Annotated in this window: 17 protein-coding genes and 1 pseudogene; 10 read left to right on the top strand and 8 right to left on the bottom strand. The window is 70.6% G+C overall.

Annotated features, from left to right (window positions below):
* Window positions 1-5 precede the first annotated feature (5 nt).
* Window positions 6-401, top strand: a complete 396-nt coding sequence (locus ACWEFB_RS26405; protein ID WP_452289688.1) for a GNAT family N-acetyltransferase — start codon at window positions 6-8, stop codon at window positions 399-401.
* A gap of 40 nt (window positions 402-441) precedes the next feature.
* Here ACWEFB_RS26405 and ACWEFB_RS26400 read toward each other — a convergent pair whose 3' ends face one another.
* Both ACWEFB_RS26400 and ACWEFB_RS26395 read right to left on the bottom strand, forming a co-directional pair.
* Complete coding sequence (locus ACWEFB_RS26400; RefSeq protein WP_452289573.1) at window positions 442-1458, bottom strand: glycosyltransferase; 1017 nt, start codon at window positions 1456-1458, stop codon at window positions 442-444.
* Between the two features lie 54 nt (window positions 1459-1512).
* Window positions 1513-2691, bottom strand: coding sequence for an ice-binding family protein (locus tag ACWEFB_RS26395; RefSeq protein ID WP_452289571.1), 1179 nt, complete (start codon window positions 2689-2691; stop codon window positions 1513-1515).
* 241 nt (window positions 2692-2932) lie between these two features.
* Between ACWEFB_RS26395 and ACWEFB_RS26390 the strand changes: the two genes are divergently transcribed.
* Window positions 2933-5182 carry an MMPL family transporter gene (locus tag ACWEFB_RS26390; RefSeq protein WP_452289569.1) on the top strand — a complete coding sequence of 750 codons (2250 nt, stop codon included), beginning with the start codon at window positions 2933-2935 and terminating at the stop codon, window positions 5180-5182.
* 96 nt (window positions 5183-5278) lie between these two features.
* Here the strand turns inward: ACWEFB_RS26390 and ACWEFB_RS26385 are convergent, their stop codons facing one another.
* A complete protein-coding gene (locus tag ACWEFB_RS26385; protein ID WP_452289686.1) occupies window positions 5279-6094 on the bottom strand; it encodes a DedA family protein in 816 nt (271 codons plus the stop codon).
* Window positions 6095-6275: 181 nt separating this feature from the next.
* The gene (locus ACWEFB_RS26380; RefSeq protein ID WP_452289566.1) at window positions 6276-6641 is read right to left on the bottom strand and encodes a winged helix-turn-helix transcriptional regulator; all 366 of its coding nucleotides are present in this window, start codon (window positions 6639-6641) and stop codon (window positions 6276-6278) included.
* A 130-nt stretch (window positions 6642-6771) separates the two neighbouring features.
* Between ACWEFB_RS26380 and ACWEFB_RS26375 the strand changes: the two genes are divergently transcribed.
* From ACWEFB_RS26375 to ACWEFB_RS26360, 4 genes and pseudogenes are all read left to right on the top strand, one after another.
* Window positions 6772-7704, top strand: coding sequence for an alpha/beta hydrolase (locus tag ACWEFB_RS26375; RefSeq protein ID WP_452289564.1), 933 nt, complete (start codon window positions 6772-6774; stop codon window positions 7702-7704).
* A gap of 110 nt (window positions 7705-7814) precedes the next feature.
* Window positions 7815-8278 (top strand): annotated as a pseudogene (locus ACWEFB_RS26370) ((2Fe-2S)-binding protein); the annotation flags it as partial.
* A 5-nt stretch (window positions 8279-8283) separates the two neighbouring features.
* Window positions 8284-9303 carry an FAD binding domain-containing protein gene (locus tag ACWEFB_RS26365; protein ID WP_452289562.1) on the top strand — a complete coding sequence of 340 codons (1020 nt, stop codon included), beginning with the start codon at window positions 8284-8286 and terminating at the stop codon, window positions 9301-9303.
* Entirely contained in the window at window positions 9300-11537 is a 2238-nt protein-coding gene (locus ACWEFB_RS26360) for a xanthine dehydrogenase family protein molybdopterin-binding subunit (RefSeq protein ID WP_452289560.1), read from the top strand. Before ACWEFB_RS26365 ends, ACWEFB_RS26360 begins: the two co-directional genes overlap by 4 nt.
* Window positions 11538-11546: 9 nt before the next feature.
* On the opposite strand, the gene ACWEFB_RS26355 is transcribed toward ACWEFB_RS26360, so the two are convergent.
* Window positions 11547-12122, bottom strand: a complete 576-nt coding sequence (locus ACWEFB_RS26355; RefSeq protein ID WP_452289558.1) for a MarR family winged helix-turn-helix transcriptional regulator — start codon at window positions 12120-12122, stop codon at window positions 11547-11549.
* A gap of 156 nt (window positions 12123-12278) precedes the next feature.
* Between ACWEFB_RS26355 and ACWEFB_RS26350 the strand changes: the two genes are divergently transcribed.
* A complete protein-coding gene (locus ACWEFB_RS26350) occupies window positions 12279-12938 on the top strand; it encodes an FMN-dependent NADH-azoreductase (RefSeq protein ID WP_452289556.1) in 660 nt (219 codons plus the stop codon).
* 107 nt (window positions 12939-13045) lie between these two features.
* Here the strand turns inward: ACWEFB_RS26350 and ACWEFB_RS26345 are convergent, their stop codons facing one another.
* The 3 genes from ACWEFB_RS26345 to ACWEFB_RS26335 form a co-directional block, all read right to left on the bottom strand.
* Entirely contained in the window at window positions 13046-13513 is a 468-nt protein-coding gene (locus tag ACWEFB_RS26345; RefSeq protein ID WP_452289554.1) for a hypothetical protein, read from the bottom strand.
* 185 nt (window positions 13514-13698) lie between these two features.
* Entirely contained in the window at window positions 13699-14898 is a 1200-nt protein-coding gene (locus tag ACWEFB_RS26340; protein WP_452289552.1) for a low temperature requirement protein A, read from the bottom strand.
* Between the two features lie 119 nt (window positions 14899-15017).
* Window positions 15018-15977, bottom strand: a complete 960-nt coding sequence (locus ACWEFB_RS26335) for an SDR family oxidoreductase (protein WP_452289550.1) — start codon at window positions 15975-15977, stop codon at window positions 15018-15020.
* Window positions 15978-16071: 94 nt separating this feature from the next.
* Here ACWEFB_RS26335 and ACWEFB_RS26330 point away from each other — a divergent pair, with 94 nt between their 5' ends.
* The 3 genes from ACWEFB_RS26330 (at window position 16072) to ACWEFB_RS26320 (ending at window position 18515) form a co-directional block, all read left to right on the top strand.
* Window positions 16072-16776 carry a TetR family transcriptional regulator gene (locus ACWEFB_RS26330; RefSeq protein ID WP_452289548.1) on the top strand — a complete coding sequence of 235 codons (705 nt, stop codon included), beginning with the start codon at window positions 16072-16074 and terminating at the stop codon, window positions 16774-16776.
* Between the two features lie 85 nt (window positions 16777-16861).
* Window positions 16862-17449: a SigE family RNA polymerase sigma factor gene (locus tag ACWEFB_RS26325; RefSeq protein WP_452289546.1), complete on the top strand. Its 588-nt coding sequence runs from the start codon at window positions 16862-16864 to the stop codon at window positions 17447-17449.
* The gene (locus ACWEFB_RS26320) at window positions 17379-18515 is read left to right on the top strand and encodes a hypothetical protein (RefSeq protein ID WP_452289544.1); all 1137 of its coding nucleotides are present in this window, start codon (window positions 17379-17381) and stop codon (window positions 18513-18515) included. Before ACWEFB_RS26325 ends, ACWEFB_RS26320 begins: the two co-directional genes overlap by 71 nt.
* Window positions 18516-18554 lie beyond the last annotated feature (39 nt).

Genomic DNA, 18554 nt, shown 5'->3' with positions numbered 1-18554 from the left:
TGTGGATGGACACGCTCGAGGAGGAACCGGCGCGGGGGGCCGTTGACGGGTTCGGGGCGGAGCTTGCGGAGTGGTGGGCGGCCCGTCGGGACTCGCATGTGGCGTTCGTTGCTCGGCTCCGGCGGCCGGAGATCGTTGGTATGGCCTGGGTCGCGCTCGTGCCCCGCGTCCCGAGACCCGGCGCGACGAGTCGGCTGTCCGGAGACATCCAGAGCGTTTTTGTCATGCCGGAACATCGGGGCCAGGGGATCGGCTCGGCACTCGTGCGGGCTGCTTCGGAGCATGCGACCCAGCTCGGGTCCGTTCGCGTGACGGTCCATTCCGGCCGCAGGGCGGTGCCGGTGTACGAACGGCTGGGCTTCGAGTCGTCCCGGCAGCTCCTACAGCGACCGCCGGACTAGCGCGGCGCTCAGGGGCGTGGCGTCTGGCCAGGTCGGGGATTTATGCGCTCTTCCCGTACTCCGGCAGGTGGCGGGCGACGTCGTCCGGGGAGGGCATCTGGGCGATCTCCTCGGCGATCGTCCGGGCCGCGTCGCGGTGGCCGGTGTGTCCGTCGCGCGGCAGCAGCTTCCGTACCTGTTCGGCGACGGCGTCCGAGCTCACCTCTTCCGGGAGCAGTCGGAGTCCGGCGCCTGCCGCGCTGACCGCTTCGGCGTTGGCGAACTGGTCGGCCCCCTGGGGCAGGAACAGCTGCGGGGCGCCGACGCCGAGCGCGCCGAGAGTGGTGCCGCTGCCGCCGTGGTGCACCACCACGTCGACGTACGGCAAAAGGTCCGCCTGCGGTGACCAGGTCTGCACGGTGACGTTGTCCGGCAGGTCGCCGAGCTGCTCCGGGCGTACCCGGCCGGCGGCGACCACCACGCGCGCGTCCAGCGTCGCCAAGCCCTCGATGGCCGTGGTGAGCAACTCGGGGGTGCCGAACGCGGTGCCGAGCGTCAGGTAGATCAGCGGCTGCGAGCCCCGCTGGATGGCCCCGGTCGCCGCGGCGGCCGGGGCGGAGAACGGGACGGGGCGCAGGACGAGGCGTTCCTCGGTGGCGAGGAAATGCTCGTCCTGTAGGGAGGGCGGGCAGATGTCGACGTGCGGGCGTCCGGGCGCCTCGGTGTTGCTCGTGGGCAGATCGAAGCCGATGCCTTCGGGGATCATGCGTCCGAATCCGTGCCAGATGCCGGGGATGCCGGCCCGCGCGGCGGCAACCGCCGCCCCGGGCAGGCCCCATTCGTGTACGACGAGATCGGGCTTCAGTCGGGCCAGTTCGGGTTCCAGGTCCTCGGCGTAGATCTCGTAGAACGAGTCCGCGGGGCGGAAGGGCCGCAGTCCGTTCGCCGCCAACGCCCCGTGCACGTCCTCACCGGCGGCGAAGTGGACCTCGTACCCGGCGTCGCGTGCGGCGATCGCGAGGGGGATCAGCGGATAGGTGTGTCCCACCGAGGCAAGGCTGGCGAACAGTACGCGCATGCCGAGGAATCTACGCGGGACACTGTGCAGCCCGGTCCGGGCGGCCTCGGGGGATCAGGCGACGGAGAACGTGATCGTTCCGGTGTAGGAGCCGGCGATGGCGGACAGGGGTACCTCGATCGTGACGGTCGGATCCCAGGTCGCGGTGTTGTTGCCGACGCCGTCGGTGAGGGTGTAGGCGATACGTTCCTCGTCGATGATCTCGGCGTCGTCCTCCGTGGGTTGGCCCGAGGTGAACGTCCCCGCGCCCGTGGTGTCGGCGATTCCCGACCAGTAGGAGACGTACTCGTTCGAGATCGTCGCGAGCGGGACGTCGGTGTTGGTGAAGTCGGTGGCGACGACCGTCGCGATCCACGACGGTTCCGACAGGAGGCGCTCGTCCGTCACCGTCACCGGGCCCAGGTTGTCCGACAGGATCCCGTCGGGGCTGGCGCTGCCCAGGTCCACCGGTGCCGGCGCGGTGATCGACAGCTCCCCCGGTACGGCGCAGGTCGATGCGGTGATCGTCGTGGTGTCCAGGCTGACCTGGCCGCTGCTGGCCAGCGCCCGACCGTCGACCTCCGCTCCTCCGGCGCTGCTGATCGAGGCGGACGCGAGGATGTCACCGCGCAGTACGGAGTCGATGCCGAGCGTCGCCGAGCTGCCGACCTGCCAGAAGACGTTGCAGGACTGCGCTCCGTTGGCCAGGGTGACCGTGCTCGAGGTGCCGGTGGTGAGGGTGGAGGCGGCCTTGAAGATGAAGACGGCGTTCGGGTCACCCTCGGCGTCGAGGGTCAACGCCCCGGAGAGCTCGAACGCTCCCGAGACGGATTCGTACACGCCGGTGGGCAGGGTGGTTCCGCCGAGGTCCTCCGCCACCGTGCCGGTGGTCGTACGCCCCGCGGCGTTGTTGTACGCGGTGGTCAGATCGATCTGGGCCTGTATGGCCGCGGCGTCGTCCGGGTGGATGTCCCCGTTGACCACGCCGGGAGGGAATCCGCTCACCGTGGCGCCCGGACTCACCCCGAGGTCGCCGTTGACCACCGAGAGCCCGGTGTTCGTGACCGTCGTGCCGGCGAGCACCGCGAAGTCGGCGGCCGTGCCCAGCGGCACCGGCACCGTGAGCGCGTTCGCCACGGGTGACCTGACCAGGACGATCACGACCGTCGTCGCGAAGATCAAGGTCAGGGCCAGTGCGGTCCGGGCGGCGGCGGCGATCGTCCGGCGGGCACCCGTGGGCCTGGGGGGCGGCATGGGTCTCCCATCGGTCGCCGGCATACAGAAGGAACGGTCAATCACGAGTGATTTCACCTTAAGGACTTGAAGTGGGCTAAGTACCCCAAACTCTTTCATCGAGCCCTTACTGAGCGGCCAGGTGTCCAGCGGCACGATGTCGTCGTCGGGTCTGCCCTACCCCGGTGGCCCGGACAGCCCTACCCGCAACCGGGGTGTGAGCCGGATCGATCGAGGCCCGCCCAGCTCATAGCGTCGAAGCATGACCACGACGACCGTTCTCCCGCCGCCGGTACCCCGGCCGGACCCGTACACCCGACCGGGCCGGCACCGGCCCGGCAACCTCGCCGCGCGGGTCGCCGGATGGAGTGCCCGGCACCGCACCACCGCCATCGTCGGCTGGCTGCTGTTCGTGGTCGTCGCGACCGCACTCAGCGCCATGCTCGGCACCGTGCAGGCCGCCGACAGCTCGTACGGACACGGCGAGTCCGGCCGCGCCACCGAACTGATCGCTGCCGCCGGGTTCCCCGACCGGGCCGGGGAGATGGTGCTGATCCAAAGCGACTCCCAGGTCGCCGGCACACCCGCCTTCACCGATGCCGTCACGGCCACCGTCGCCGCCGTCGAGGGGACCGGCCGGGTGGAGAACGTACGCGCCGACGCGGTCTCGGAGGACCGGCACTCGGCCCTGGTCACCTTCGACCTGTCCGGGCCCGCCGACACCGCCGCCGACCGGGTCGGTGCCGTACGCGACGCCGTTGCCGGGGTGCAACGGGAACACCCGGACCTGCTGGTGGCCCAGACCGGGGACGCCAGTTTGGACAAGTCGATCAACGAGATCCTGGCCGGGGACATGCACCGGCTCTCCATGCTCTCCATCCCGGTGACACTCGGCATCCTGATCGTGGCGTTCGGCGCGCTGCTGGCCGCCGTACTCCCGATGGGCCTGGCCCTGACCGCGTTCCTGGCGTCCCTCGGCCTGCTCGCCGCGGCCAGCCGGCTGGTGCCCGCGGTCGACACCACGATGCACCTGATGCTGCTGATGGGTCTCGCCGTCGGCGTCGACTACTGCCTGTTCTACCTGCGCCGGGAACGGGAGGAACGGGCGAAGGGCGCCGACCCGGAACGGGCCCTGGCCATCGCGGCGGCCACCTCCGGCCGGGCCGTGCTGATCTCCGCGCTGACCGTCATCATCGCCACCTCGGGCATGTTCCTGACCCGCGACACCGTCTTCGCCAGCCTCGCCACCGGCACCATCCTGGTGGTCGCGATCGCCGCCCTCGGCTCGCTCACCGTGTTGCCGGCCGTGCTGTCCAAGCTCGGCGACCGGATCGACCTCGGCCGGGTGCCGGGGCTCTACCGCCGCGACTCGAACGGCCGGGGCTGGGCCCGCTTCCTCAACGCGGTGCTGCGTCGGCCGGGGCTCTCCGCGGTCCTGGCCACGGCGGCGCTGCTCGCGCTCGCCGTGCCGGCACTCGGCATGCGCACCGCCGAGGAGGACATCACCGCGCTGAAGACCTCCGCCCCGGCACTGGACACGTTCCTCCGGGTCGAGTCCGCCTTCCCCGGCGGCGGCGACCCGGCCGTGATCGCCGTCCGGGCCGACGACGTGACCACCCCGGCGGTCACCGCCGCCATCGACCGGTTCAAGACCGAGGCCCTGGCCGCCGGTGCGCTGCACGAACCGATGACGGTCGAGGTCAACCCCGACCGGACGCTCGCCGTGGTCAGCGCCGGACTGTCCGGCACCGGCATCGACACCACCTCCGAACAGGCCGTACGCACCCTGCGCGAGGACGTCATCCCGCGCACCGTCAAGGGTGTCGACGGTGCCGAGGCCCTGCTGACCGGTCGGGCCGCCGACTCGGTCGACTACAACTCCGCGATGGGACGCAGCGCCCCACTGGTGTTCGCGTTCGTCCTCGGCCTGGCGTTCCTGCTCCTGCTCGTCTCGTTCCGGTCGCTGGTGGTGGCACTCACCGCGATCGTGCTCAACCTGCTCTCCGTCGCCGCCGCGTACGGCCTGCTGGTGCTGGTCTTCCAGCACGGCTGGGGCGAGGGGGTGCTGAACTTCGAGTCGGCCGGAGCGGTCACCAACTGGGTGCCGCTGTTCCTCTTCGTGATCCTGTTCGGGCTCTCGATGGACTACCACGTCTTCGTACTGAGCCGGATCCGCGAGGGCCACGACCGGGGCTGGCCGACCAAACTCGCGGTGTCTCGGGGCATCCGCGGCACCGCCGGCACCATCACCAGCGCCGCCCTGGTCATGGTCGCGGTGTTCGGGCTGTTCACCACCGGCTCGCTGGTCTCGATGAAGGAACTCGGGTTCGGCCTGGCGGTCGCGGTACTGATCGACGCGACCATCGTCCGGGCCGTCCTGCTGCCGTCGGTGATGGTCCTGCTCCGGGAACGGAACTGGTACCTGCCGGTCTGGCTCGGCTGGCTGCCCACCCTCTCCCACGGCGAGGCGCACGACGAGGACGACCGGGTACGACAACCGATCGGAGCCTGATCGGCGTCAACGGGGGAGGACGGACGTCGTACGGGGCCGGGGGGCTCGTACGGCGTCCGTCCTCGTCCACTGTCTACCGGTGCGGTCGGTGGTGCCTCACCACTGGTCGGTCGGCCGGCGCGGGGTGCCGTAGAGGGTGCCCCGGGAGGCGCGGGCGCGGGCGACCGGATCGGCCTCCTGCCCGTGGTACCCGTCCGGCGCCGGGTAACCGGCGTACGCGTCCGGCGCCGGCCGGGCCTGCGGCAGGTCCGTCTCGTCCACCTGGTCCGGGGAGAGTCGGGCGCGCCGGGCCCGGAGCAGCCGGGTGGTCACGAACCAGCCCACCGCAAGTACGCAGACCACGATCACGACGTTCTGGAGGATCCCGACGTAACCCTCCACCACGTGCCAGTTCTCGCCGAGCAGGTAACCCGCCATCACGAAGACGGTGTTCCAGATCAGGCTGCCCAGCGCGGTGTAGAGCAGGAACGTGGTGACCCGCATCCGTTCCACCCCGGCGGGGATGGAGATGAGGCTGCGGAAGACCGGGATCATCCGGCCGAAGAAGACCGCCTGGACCCCGTGCCGGAGGAACCACGCCTCGGTCCGGTCCACGTCGGCGAGCTTCACCAGGGGCAGTTTCGCGGCGATCGCGCGTACCCGGTCCCGGCCGAGCAGCGCACCCACGTAGTAGAGGGCGAGCGCGCCGACCACCGAACCGATGGTGGTCCAGATGATCGCGCTGGCCAGGCTCAGGTTGCCCTGGCTGGCGGTGAATCCCGCCAGCGGCAGGATCACCTCGCTCGGGATCGGCGGAAACAGGTTCTCCAGGGCCACCGCCAGACCGGCACCCGGACCACCGAGTTTCTCCATCAGACCGGTCACGAAGCCCACGATGCCGCCCGAGTCGGGCGAGGGATCGGCGGCGAGCAACGAGCTGGTGTTCCACTCCCAGGTTCCATTCACCCGGAAAACGGTACGGGGCCATCCTGAGCGTCACCATGAGGTGCACCGCCCTCCTGGGCGGTGGAACCTCAGCGCCCGGCTGCGGTAAACCGCACCCCCTCGGGACACCTCGTCGAACCGGCAGCAGCGGCGGATGAGCGCCGGCCGGTCATGGCCCGACCACGCCTGCCGTCCCCGGTGCCGGGTCGCTGCCGTGTTCGGTCGCCCAGGCGCAGATCGCGGCGAGTGGTTCCCGTAGCGTCTGGCCCAGCTCGGTCAGGGCGTACTCCACGTGCTGGGGTGCCGTGTCCTTGAGGACCCGTCGCTGCACCAGTCCGTCGGCCTCCATCCCGCGCAGCGTCTCGGTCAGCACCTTCTGGGTGATTCCGGGCAGCCGGCGGCGTAGCTCGGCGTGCCGCTGCGTGCCGGCCAGCAGTCCGTAGATCACCAGCACCCGCCACTTGGCGCCGAGTCGCTCCAGGGCCTGCCGTGTGGTGCAGCTCTCCACCAGCACGTCCGGGATCACCAGGGTCATCGTTACCTCCTGCGGGCGCGACGGGTGAGCGGGCGGACGGAGGGGATGGGCACCGGAAAGTGCCTTCTGGGCAACGGATCGGGACGCGCCTACCGTCGGGATCAACGCTAGCCGATGGCAGGGGAGTGGGATGTCCGAGCCGATCGAGATCCGTACCGAGCGGGTCAGTTTTTCCTGTGAGGGCATCGAACTGGTCGGCCTCCTGCGGTTGCCGGTCGCCGATCGACCGGTGCCCGCAGTGGTTCTCACCGGCCCGTTCACCGGCGTCAAGGAGCAGGTCACGGGTGGTTACGCCGACCGGCTCGCCCAGGCCGGGTTCGGCACCCTCGCATTCGACCACCGGGGTTTCGGGGAGAGCGGCGGACGCCGGGGGCACGAGGACAGCCAGGGAAAACTGACCGATCTGCGGGCGGCGGTCGGCTTGCTGGCGGCGCGGGACGAGGTGGACCCGGCCCGGCTCGGTGTGGTCGGGATCTGTCTCGGTGGCGGGTACGCGGTCCGGGCCGCGGCGGCGGACTCCCGGCTCCGGGCGGCGGTCGGCATCGCGGGTGCCTACAACAGCCCGGAGTGGTTCGCGCGGCAGTCGGGGATCGGGGGGTACCGGTCCGCGCTCGGCTCGTTCCTGGACCGGTACGACGAGTACCTGCCGGCCGTGGCGCCGGACGGCGGCGAGGCGGCGATGGGCGGTGCGGAGCCGTACGCGTACTACGGCACCGCCCGCTCCGCCTCGCCGTCCTGGGAGAACCGGGTGACCAGGGGATCACTGCACTCGCTGATGACCTTCGACGCGCTCGGCGCCGCGCCGCTGCTCGGTGCGACGCCGCTGCTGGTGGTGCACGGCCGGGTCGACGACTACTGCCGGCCGGAACTCGCGACGCGGTTGTACGAGCAGGCGACCGGTGTGAAGGAGATCGTCTGGCTGGACACCGACCGGCACATCGACCTGTACGACACCGAGCCGTATGTCTCGCGGGCGGTCGAGGCCTGTGCCGACTTCCTCCACCGGAACTTGGCGACCGCACAGGACCCACAGCGTTCGAGGTTTTTGTCCGATACAAGGTGATTTCTGGATACCCTCCCCCTGGACCGGAAGCGGGGTGGTGTGCGGTGAAGTCGTACGTCGGAGAGGTGGGGACCGCCGACACGGCGGTGGTACGCGGCCCGGGAGAAGTGATGATCACGCTCTCGGTGAACGGCGTCCCGCGTACGCTCCCGATCGAACCCCGGGTGAGCCTGCTCGACGCGCTACGCGACCGGCTCGACCTGACCGGCACCAAGAAGGGCTGCAACCAGGGCGCCTGCGGGGCCTGCACGGTCTGGGTGGACAAGCGCCGGGTGCTGGCCTGCCTCACCCTGGCGATCACCTGCGAGATGCGGGAGATCACCACGATCGAGGGGCTCGCCGGCGACGGCGAACTGCACCCGATGCAGACCGCGTTCATCGAACGGGACGCCTTCCAGTGCGGCTACTGCACCCCGGGACAGATCATGTCGGCGGTGGCATTCCTCGCCGAGGGACACCAACCGGACGACCCGCAGATCAAGGAATGGATGAGCGGGAACCTGTGCCGGTGTGCGGCGTACCCGCACATCCGGGCCGCGATCCGCCAGGTACACGAGGCCAGCATGGCCGGGGGCAGCGATGCGGCCGGTTAGTTACTCCCGCGTCCCGGACGTCGCCACCGCCATCGGCGCGGTCAGCGCCGACCCCGACGGCACCTTCCTGGCCGGCGGCACCACCCAGGTCGACCTGCTCCGGATCTACGTCGAACAGCCGGGCCGGCTGGTCGACATCAACGACCTGCCGCTGCGCCAGGTCGAGTCGGTCGACGGCGGCGGGCTGCGGATCGGCGCGGTCGCCCGGATGAGCGACGTCGCCCAGGCACAGGTGGTCCGGCACGGGTTCCCGGTCATCTCCCAGGCGCTGCTGCTCGGTGCCTCCCCGCAACTGCGCAACATGGCCTCCATCGGCGGCAACCTGATGCAGCGGGTCCGCTGCGGTTACTTCCGCGACCTCGCCGCCGGCTGCAACAAGCGGGCACCGGGCAGCGGGTGCGCCGCGCTGCACGGCATCAACCGGGGGCACGCCATCCTCGGCACCAGCGAACGCTGCATCGCCACCCACCCGTCCGACCTGGCCGTCGCGCTGGTCGCGCTGGACGCGGTGGTGCACACCCAGAGCGCCTCCGGTGAGCGGGCGATCCCCGTCGACGACTTCTTCCTGCTGCCCGACGACACCCCGGAATGGGAGCACCCGCTCGACCACGGCGAGCTGATCGTGTCCGTCGAGGTGCCGGCCACGAAGTCCGCCGCCAGGTCGCTCTACCTCAAGGTCCGGGACCGGGAGTCGTACGAGTTCGCGCTGGTCTCGGTCGCCGTCGCGATCGACCTGCACGGCGGGGCGATCAGTGAGATCCGGCTGGCGCTCGGCGGTGTCGCCACCAAGCCGTGGCGGGCCCGCCAGGCCGAGCGGATGCTGATCGGGGCACCTCCCACCACGGAGAACTTCACCGCCGCCGCCCGGGAGGAGTTGCTGCCGGCGGTCCCGTACGGGATGAACGAGTTCAAGATCGAGCTGGCCCGGCGCAGCATGGTGCGCGCCCTGGAGGCGATCACCGCCGACAACTGGCAGACCGCCACGGCCACCGGAGGTACCGCATGAGCCCCACTATCGGTCTCGCCCTCGACCGGGTCGAGGGACGGGCGAAGGTCAGCGGTACGGCCCGCTACACCGCCGAACTGGTGCTCCCCGGACTGGTGCACGCGGTCCTCGTCGGCGCCCGGATCCCCAGCGGCCGGGTGATCGGGATCGACACCGGGAAGGCGGAACGGGCCGAGGGGCTGATCGCCGTACTGAGTCACCTCAACCTGCCGCCCATCCCCGGAAAGCCGCGCCTGCTGCCCTCGCTGGTGGGACTCGCCGCACCGGGGGAGAGCTTCTTCCCGATGCAGGACGAGGTGGTGCACTACGCCGGGCAGCCGGTCGCGATCGTCGTCGCCGACACCATCGAGCGGGCCGAACACGCGGCCAGCCTGCTCCGGATCGACTTCGCGGAACTGCCCGCCCACACCGTGCTCGACCAGGTACGCGACCAGGCGTACGAGCCGCAGCGGATCTTCGGCGGGATGCTGCCGGGTCGGAACTCCCGAGGGGACGTCGAGGCCGGGCTCGCCCGGGCGGAACACCGGGTCGACCAGACGTACGCGTTCTCGCCCAACCACCACAACCCGATCGAGCCGTCGGCGACCACGGTGGTCTGGGACGACGTCGACCGGCTCACCGTCTACGACAGCACCCAGGGGCCGACCGCCACCCAGATGACCGTGTCCCACCTGCTCGGCCTGCCACCCGGGCAGATCAAGGTGATCAGCGAGTACGTCGGCGGCAGCTTCGGTTCGAAGGCGATGATCTGGCCGCACGTCACCCTGGCCGCGCTCGCCGCCCGCGAGGTGCGACGGCCGGTCCGGCTCGCCCTCAACCGGGAGCAGATGTTCCACTCCTGCGGTCACCGGGAGGAACAGGAGCAGCGGATCACCATCGGCGCCCGTGGCGACGGCCGGCTGACCGCCCTGCGCCACCACAAGCTCTCGCTCACCTCGCCGTTCGACGACTGGGCCGAACCGTCGCTCCAGTCGCCCGGCATCTTCTACGACTGCGCGAACTACGAGGGCGTCTACCACCTCGCCCGGGGCAACACCATCACCCCGACCTTCATGCGCGCCCCCGGCGAGGCCTCCGGCATGTTCGCCCTGGAGTGCGCGATGGACGAACTGGCCGAGCTGGTCGACATCGACCCGGTCGAGCTGCGGCTGCGCAACCTCGCCGAGTCCGACCCGAGCACCGGCAATCCGTGGTCGAGCAGCGGCCTGCGGGAGTGTTACCAGCGGGCCGCCGAACTCTTCGGTTGGGACGGTCGGGACCGGGCACCGGGAACCCGGCGCGACGGGCAGTGGCTGATCGGTACGGGGATGGCCGGGGCGGCGTACCCGCACGCGGTGCCGCCCAACCAGCAGCGGGCCCGCGCCCGGCTCTACGCCGACGGCAGCGCCGTGGTCGAGGCGGGGGTGTCGGAGTTCGGGACCGGAGTCACCACCGCCATGCGGCAGGTCGCCGCGGACGGACTCGGCCTGCCCGTGGACCGGGTCCGGTTCGTCGGTGGCAGCAGCGACCTGCCGAACATCACCGCCGCGGTCGGGTCCGCCGGCACCGGCGCGGTCAGCGCCGCCGTGCACCTGGCAGTCACCGAGCTGCGTCACCAACTGATCGCACGGGCCGTCGCCGACCAGCGGTCACCGTTGCACGGGGCGGACCCGGGGACGGTGACGGTGGAGGACGGCCGGATGCGGCTGCACGACCGGGCCGAGGTCGGCGAGACGTACGCGGAGATGCTGGCCCGGGGCATGACACCCGACGTCGAGGCACTCGGGGTGTGGAACCCGCCGCCACTGACCACCCCGTACGGCATGCACACCTTCGGGGCGCAGTTCGCGGAGGTCGCCGTCGACGCCGACCTGGGCCTGGTCCGGGTACGCCGGATGGTGGGGGTGTTCGCGCCCGGTCGGGTGCTGAACCGGAAGACCGCGCACAGCCAGTTGATGGGCGGGATGTTGTGGGGGATGAGCCAGGCACTGCTGGAGGCCACCCTGATGGACCCGCGTACGGGCCGGTGGGCGAACCCGAGCTTCGGCGACTATCTGATCCCGGTGAACGCCGACGCGCCGGACGTGGTGGTGGAAACGATCGAGGTCACCGACACCGTGGTCAACCCGCTCGGGGTGAAGGGCGTCGGTGAGATCGGGATCGTCGGTGCCGCCGCCGCGATCGCGAACGCCGTACACCACGCGACGGGGCGGCGGATCCGCAAGCTGCCGATCAGCCTGGAGGATCTGCTGTAGGCGGGCCGGTCAGGCGCGGCGGGGGTGGCGGCGTGGGCGCGGGCCCCGGTCTTCGCTGATCTCCTCCACGACCTGGCAGGCGTTGTTGACCGGGTCGAGCTGGTCCGCGTGGATCGCCACCTGCTGGAGCAGGCTCTTGAAGGTCTCCTGGTCGCCGCCGAGGACCGAGAGGATGTCCGCCTCGGCCTTGGCGAAGGCGTTCTGCCGGTCCTGCCAGAGGGTCTGCCCGGCCTCGGTGGCGACCACCCGGCGGCTGCGCCGGTCGGCCGGGTCGGGCTGGCGGGAGACGAGTCCGGCGGCCTCCAGGTCGTCGATCAGGTAGGTGAGCACGGTCCGGTCGATGCCCAGTTGCGCGGCCAGGGCGCCCTGGTTCATGGCGAGGTTCTGGCTCGCCGAGGCGACGACCTGGTAACCGCGGGGACCACCGGGCACGTCGTTGACGATTTCCTCCACCGCTCGCAGGTAGCGCCGAAGGATCACCCCGAGGGTCCACCCGAAGTCGTCCTTGAGCAGCTCGGCAGCGATCTGCTCGCTGCGGTCGGCAGACCCTGGAGCGCGCTGGGCGGTAGCTGCATCGTGGGGCACGGGACCAGTGTACTCACGGGAAAGATAATCTGTTAACAAGATGTTCTTGGGTGCCATAGTGTTGTAATCGAGATGATATAAGTCACAGCCTGGCGGATGAAGAGATGTTCTGTGCTTAATTTAATCGTCAACGCAGAACATCTTCTGGAGGTAGTAGTGAGCTTGTTCCGACTCGACTCGAGCATCCTTGGCGAGCGGTCCACGAGCCGCGCGGTCGCCGACACGGCTGAGAAGGCCTGGATCCGCACCCACCCGAACGGCCGGATCGTCCGGCGCGACCTGGTCACGTCGCCCATCTCGGCGGACGTCTGGACCACGGCGGTCTCGGCCGGCTTCGTCCCCGCCGACCAGCGCACCGACGAGCAGGCTCGGGCCAAGGCACTCGTCACGTCGCTGGTGGACGAGCTGCTCGACGCCGAGGCGTACCTGCTCGCGGTCCCGCTCTACAACTACGGCGTCTCCCAGCACGTGAAGTCCTGGATCGACCTGCTCCTGACCGACCCCCGGATCCAGGGTGCGGCGACGCCGCCGCTGGCCGGACGCCCGGCGGCACTCGTCACCACCCGTGGCGGCGGGTACGGCCCCGGAACTCCCCGCGAGGGCTGGGACCACGCCACCCCCTACTACCGCCGGATCTTCGGCGACCTGCTCGGGCTGGACCTGCACGTGAGCGAGGTCGAGCTGACCCTGGCGGAGTCCAACCCCGCGATGGCCGAGCTGCGCGACCTGGCCAAGCAGCAACTGGAGGCGGGCCACTCCTCCGCCGGCAAGCACGGCGAACTGCTCGCCCAGCACGTCCTCAGCCAGACACGCTGAGGTACGTCCTCGGGTCATGCCCCCGCGTCCGGTTCGGGCGCGGGGGTAGTGGCGGTCGACGACCATCCCCGATCGGGGCTGTCCAACGCCGGCGGCGGTCGGGACCGTCAGCGCAGGCGCCACTTCGACGGTTGCCGGGGCGCGGCGGGTTCGGTGGGGTTCGCCGGTGCCAGGGTGCCGGTGAGCAGCAGCAGCGCGATCGGGATGGCCACCGCGGCGGCGAGCGCGACGGTCTGGGCGACCGCGTCGACCGGCGGGAAGTGGGCGAGATGGTTGGTGTGGAAGATCAGGTGCGGCACCGCGAACACCAGGTAGGCGCCGAGGGCCGTACGGACCAGCCGGCGTTCCATGGTCACGGCCGCGACACCGAGCACGAGGACGTACGCGAGGGTGCCCGTGCCGACGTCCCGCATCAGGTGCTCGTTGTACGGCGGCAGCAACGACACCCACGGGTGCCCCGGCCAGGGAAAGTCGTCGTAAAAGACCTTCGGCAGCAGCAGTTGGGTGGCGCCGATCAGGCCCTCGCCGACGGTGAGGAGGATCAGGCCCGCCCGGAGCCAACCACGGGCACTCATGATCGCCTGCCCCGGTCGGAGCCGTCGCGGACTGACAGGATCGATTTCAGCACTCTTCCTCCTGGTGGTTCGCACACACCCGTCGGGACGGGCGGGGCGCCCGGAACGTGACCGGGGTGGACGGACCGAGAATCCGCGGGTACTCGGCGAGGCCGGGATGGGTCGCCGGGTGGATCGGGCGACCGTCAGGTGGGTGGGGTGGGGGTTTCCGGCACGGTCCGGCCGCGCGACCGGAGCGCGTCGGCGATCGCCACCCCGGCCAGTACGCCCGCGGCGGCGGCGCTGACCCCCAGCGGCGGTACGTGCAGCAGGCCCGGCACCAGCAGGACCAGCGCGATCAGCCCGCCGATGCGGGACCAGGACACCCGGGCGAACACCTGGTATTCGAACTGGGACCGGCCGGCGAGGAAGAGCGCGGGACCGCCGAGGATCGTGTAGAGCCAGACCGGCGTGGTGTGCCCGAGCGGGTGGGCGATGGAAAGCTCGTAACCGACCGCGGTGAGGACGATGCCGGCGATCATGAACAGGTGCGAGAAGGACATCGACCGTCCGAACCGGCCCGGCTGCCGGGCCGTGGTGATCGCCAGCGGCAGCAGGTGACCGGCCTGGTGGAAGTAGACCCGCCAGATCAGCACGCTGGTCAGGAACGCGACCAGGAACGCGGTGGTCCGGTCGATGGCGAAGCTGGACCCGCTGAAGGTCAGCCCGATCACCAGGATCGACTCGCCCAGGGTGATCAGGAGGAACTGCTGGTAGCGCTCGGCCAGGTGCTCGCCGGCGATCGGGACCTCGGTGGTGCGGGCCGGGCCCAGCACCGGGAGGGGCCAGCCGGTGATCGCCCCGCCGTAGTCGATCAGGATGGCGATGGTCCAGAGCACCCCGCGTACGGTGACGTCGTCGACGACCCCGCCGAGCAGCCAGGGCACCGCGCTGAGGCCGAGCCAGACCGACACCCGGACCCCGACGTCGCGTTCCGCCCGGTGGGCGAAGAAGAGGAACACCGTACGGCCGATCTGGACCGTGATGTACGCCCCGGCGAAGATGATCGCCCGTTCGCCGAAGCCCTTCGGCACCGCGACCGCCATCACCATCGCGCCGAACATGGTGCCGACCACCACGAGTTGGATCGCCGGCTGGTCCGGGTCCAGTCGGCTCGTGACCAGCGAGGTGAACGTCCAGATCAGCCAGAGGGCCAGGAAGAGCAGCAGGGTCTGGCCGGCCTCGGACAGCAGGATCCGCCGCTCGGAATTGAAGTCGGTGATCAGCCGCTGCGAGATCCGGGTCAGCGCGAAGACGAAGACCAGGTCGAAGAAGAGTTCGAGGAACGTGGCCCGTTGTGAACTCTCCGCGTCACGGAGCAGGCCGGCCTCCCCGGCACCGGTCACGGGGCGGCCATGCCGAAGACGTGCACGGCGCCCCCTCACCGATCGGCGATGTCCCAGTCCCAACGAGCCAGGACCCGTACGGACGTTGGGCCGCCCACCGGCCGGCGTCCTGTGCCGGGTCAGGCGGGTTGGTGGACCTTCGGGTAGCTGACCGCGCTGAGCTGCTCCGAGACGTCCCACAGACGGGCCGCGTCGTCGGTGTCCAGTGCCCGGCGGGGGATCCTCGCCGGTGCGGGGCCGCCGGTGAGTTCGAAGATCCCGTCGGGCCCGTAGTAACCGCCGCCCTCGGCGTCCGGGCTGATGGCGGCGTAGAGGGCGGGCAGGATGCCGGTGGGGATCTGCTGCCACATCCAGGGGATGCGGTAGGCGACCCGGTTGACCGCCGTGCCGAGCCGTGCCGACGCGCCGCCGTGGGTCGGGCCGGTGACCTGGAGGTTGGTGACCGTACCGCCGGGATGGGCGGAGTTGCTGCGGATGCCCCACCGTCCGGCCCTGCTGCGCCGGTCGAGTTCCCGGGCGAAGACGAGGGTGGCGAGCTTCGACAACCCGTACGCTCGCGCCGGCCGGTAGGCCCGTTCGCTCTGGAGATCGTCGAAGTCGAACCGGCCCCACCGGTTGGTCAGGCTGCTCATCGTCATCACCCGTGCGGTGCCGGCGGCCCGGAGCAGGGGGAGCAGGTGCCCGGTCAGGGCGAAGTGGCCGAGATAGTTGCTGCCGAACTGGAGCTCGAACCCGTTGTCGGTCTCGGCCCGCCTCGGTGGGGTCATGATCCCGGCGTTGTTGATCAGAAAGTCGATCGGGCGGCCCTCGGTGTTCAGTTCCGCACCGAGGGCGGCGACGCTCGCCAGTGAGGAGAGGTCGAGGTGACGCAGGCTCAGCCGCGCGTCCGGCACCTCGGCCCGGATCTTGTCGATGGCAGCGTCGCCCTTTTCCCGGTTCCGCACGGCGAGTACCACCTCGGCGCCCTCACGGGCGAACCGTCCGGTCAGGCCGAATCCGATTCCGCTGTTCGCGCCGGTGATGACCGCGAGCTTGCCGGTGAGGTCGGCGACGTTGATGTCCGGTGTCGTGCGAGGCATGGGATCCCTCCGAGCCGTTGCGGGTGCTGTCGCCAAACTGTAACGACCCAGTGGTCTGTTAACAAGAGACCGGGGGTCTGCTAGCCTGGGTGGCATGGCTGACGAGGTGGTCGGGTTCCAGCGGGCACGCCGTCCGGAGCAGGTGAAACTCCGTCGGAACACCATCCTCGACACGGCCGCGGCGATGCTCGCCGAACGACCCGTGGTGGAGATCAGCCTGCGGGAACTCAGCGATCGGGTGGGGTTGGCGAAGTCCAACGTCCTGCGCTACTTCGACAGCCGGGAGGCGATCTTCCTCGAGGTGCTGGACGCCACCTGGACCACCTGGCTCGACAGTATCGAGGTCGAGTTGGGGACGGTCGTCGAACCGGGGAACCCGGCGCCGTACCAGCGGGAGACCCGGGTCGCGACCCTGATCGCCGACTCGCTGTCGAAACAGCCCCTGCTCTGCGAACTGATCAGCACCATGGCCGGCACCCTGGAACGGAACATCTCGCTCGACTTCGCCCGTACGTTCAAACGCCGGGCCTCCGCGAACACCGACCGCCTCACCGACCTCGTCCGGGCACAACTGCCCCACCTGGGTCGCCCGGCCGCCGCGCACTTCGCCGGGGCGGCGTTTGTCATCGTCGCCGGCCTCTGGCCCTACGTGGCCCCCACCGAAGCCGTCGCCACCGTCACCGCCGAGCTGGGTGCCCCACCCGCCGAGGTCTCCTTCCCGCACAACCTCCGCGAAGCCCTGGTCAACCAGCTCATCGGACTGTCCGTACGGGCCAAGCTCGCGCCCGAGCACCCGTAGACCGGGTTCGCCAACTTTTTCCCCGGTTGGTGCAACCACCCGGCCACACCGGCCCGTCTATGGGCGACGAAAGGAGCCGGGACGGGTGAGAGAGCAGGACGAGGAGGACTTTCGGCAGTTCGTCGCCGCGCGGATGGACTCGTTGCGCGGGGTCGCGTACCTCACGTGCGGTGACTGGCACCGTGCCGAGGATGCGGTCTCGAACGCGCTGACCAAGCTCTACACGCGCTGGGGCCGGGTCAGCTCGCCGCACAGCTACGCGTACCGGATGGTCGTCCGGGCCGCGATCGACGAGGTGCGGCGGCCCTGGCGACGGGAGCGCTCCGCCGGCCACACAGTGGTGGAGCAGGCCGAGTCCGACCGGTCCGACGTGGTCGCCGAGCGACTCCGGATCCAGGCCGCGCTGCGCCGGGTGCCACCGGGCCAGCGCGCGGTGCTGGTGCTGCGCTTCTTCGAGCAGCTCAGCGTCGAGGAGGTGGCCGAGGTGATCGGGCGCAGTCCGGGGACGGTCAAGAGTCAGACCGCGCGGGGTCTGGCGACCCTGCGCTCGGTCTTGTCCGCGCAGGACGTCACGTTCGTTACAGGGGAAGGAGACGGAGAGAATGACAAGCGATCTGCACCAGTTGTTGACCACCGCGCAGTCGGACCAGCCGGGCGCGCCGTACACCGTTGACGACATCGTCGCGGCCGGACGTCGGCGTCGCAGCCGGCGGAAGTTCGGGCAGTGGACCGGGGCGACCGGCGGCCTCGCGGTCGTCGCGGTAGCCGTGGCCCTCGTCTCCCAGACGGGCACCGCGACCCCCGTCCGTGCGCCGGTGACCACGGCGGATGCCGGGCTCGCCGCGGCGGGGGCGGGGAGTGCCACCGCCGGGCCGACGCCGCTGACGTACACGTTCGCCGGCTACCGGGTCGGCGACTTCCGGGTCACCGACCCGTCGATGGCCACCCCCGGATACCAGAGTTCCATGATCTTCCAGGACAACGTGTACGTCGGCGACGGTCCACCGATCGAGGACCACCTCGGCACGATGACGGTCTACCGTCCGGGGGTCTTCCGGCCGGACCTGTTCCGCGCCGGCACGCCGATCACCGTCGGCGGACGCCCCGGCTTCCAGACGGAGCTGCCGCGGAAGATCAGGGTGGGCAGTGGCGACCCGAACAGCCGTGAGGTGATCACCAAGCCCATCTCCGCTCCCGCCGTCGCCTGGCAGTACGGCGACGACGCCTGGGCGGTCATCGAGGCGCACGGGATCGGCCAGCGGAGCCTGCCGGTCACCGCGATCCGGCAACTGGCGGACGCCTTCCGGACCGCCGCACCGGCGCCGGTCCGGACGCCGTACGAGATCACCTACGTGCCGGCGGGGTGGCGGTTGGTGGCGGCGGGCAGCCACAACCTCATCCTCGGCGACGACGCGATCTCCCGGGTGGTGCTGGTCCGTACCGGCACCTCGTTCGACGCGCTGACCGCACCGCTCAACTTCGAGGACGGGACGACGCCGACCGTGCAGATCATGGTCGCGCCGTCGGGCACCGAGGGTCCGTACCCGCACCCGGTGACGCCGGCCTGCCCGGAGGGGCAGTTCTTCTGCGACCTGCCGATCGGTGCCAGCGGCTACTACGTCGAGGTGCACGACCAGTCGAGCACCCTGTCCGGCGCGGAGATCCGGAAGATCGCCGACGGTCTGGTCTTCGCGACCGTCGGCCAGCCGAACACCTGGCACGACGCCGTGACCGGCTGATTCCCGGCCGCCGGTGCCCCTACCGGCGGCGACAACGGG

It is taken from the genome of Micromonospora sp. NPDC004704, assembly GCF_053601675.1.
Note: the sequence above shows the minus strand (reverse complement) of the source record. Positions and strands in the feature narration are given on the sequence as shown.

Coding starts and splice junctions, on each gene's coding strand:
- ACWEFB_RS26400 (WP_452289573.1), bottom strand. CDS start 1,458: ATGCGCGTACTGTTCGCCAGCCTTGCCTCGGTGGGACACACCTATCCG.
- ACWEFB_RS26320 (WP_452289544.1), top strand. CDS start 17,379: ATGACAAGCGATCTGCACCAGTTGTTGACCACCGCGCAGTCGGACCAG.
- ACWEFB_RS26380 (WP_452289566.1), bottom strand. CDS start 6,641: ATGACCCTGGTGATCCCGGACGTGCTGGTGGAGAGCTGCACCACACGG.
- ACWEFB_RS26365 (WP_452289562.1), top strand. CDS start 8,284: ATGCGGCCGGTTAGTTACTCCCGCGTCCCGGACGTCGCCACCGCCATC.
- ACWEFB_RS26345 (WP_452289554.1), bottom strand. CDS start 13,513: ATGAGTGCCCGTGGTTGGCTCCGGGCGGGCCTGATCCTCCTCACCGTC.
- ACWEFB_RS26395 (WP_452289571.1), bottom strand. CDS start 2,691: ATGCCGCCCCCCAGGCCCACGGGTGCCCGCCGGACGATCGCCGCCGCC.
- ACWEFB_RS26390 (WP_452289569.1), top strand. CDS start 2,933: ATGACCACGACGACCGTTCTCCCGCCGCCGGTACCCCGGCCGGACCCG.
- ACWEFB_RS26335 (WP_452289550.1), bottom strand. CDS start 15,977: ATGCCTCGCACGACACCGGACATCAACGTCGCCGACCTCACCGGCAAG.
- ACWEFB_RS26330 (WP_452289548.1), top strand. CDS start 16,072: ATGGCTGACGAGGTGGTCGGGTTCCAGCGGGCACGCCGTCCGGAGCAG.
- ACWEFB_RS26375 (WP_452289564.1), top strand. CDS start 6,772: ATGTCCGAGCCGATCGAGATCCGTACCGAGCGGGTCAGTTTTTCCTGT.
- ACWEFB_RS26405 (WP_452289688.1), top strand. CDS start 6: ATGGACACGCTCGAGGAGGAACCGGCGCGGGGGGCCGTTGACGGGTTC.
- ACWEFB_RS26360 (WP_452289560.1), top strand. CDS start 9,300: ATGAGCCCCACTATCGGTCTCGCCCTCGACCGGGTCGAGGGACGGGCG.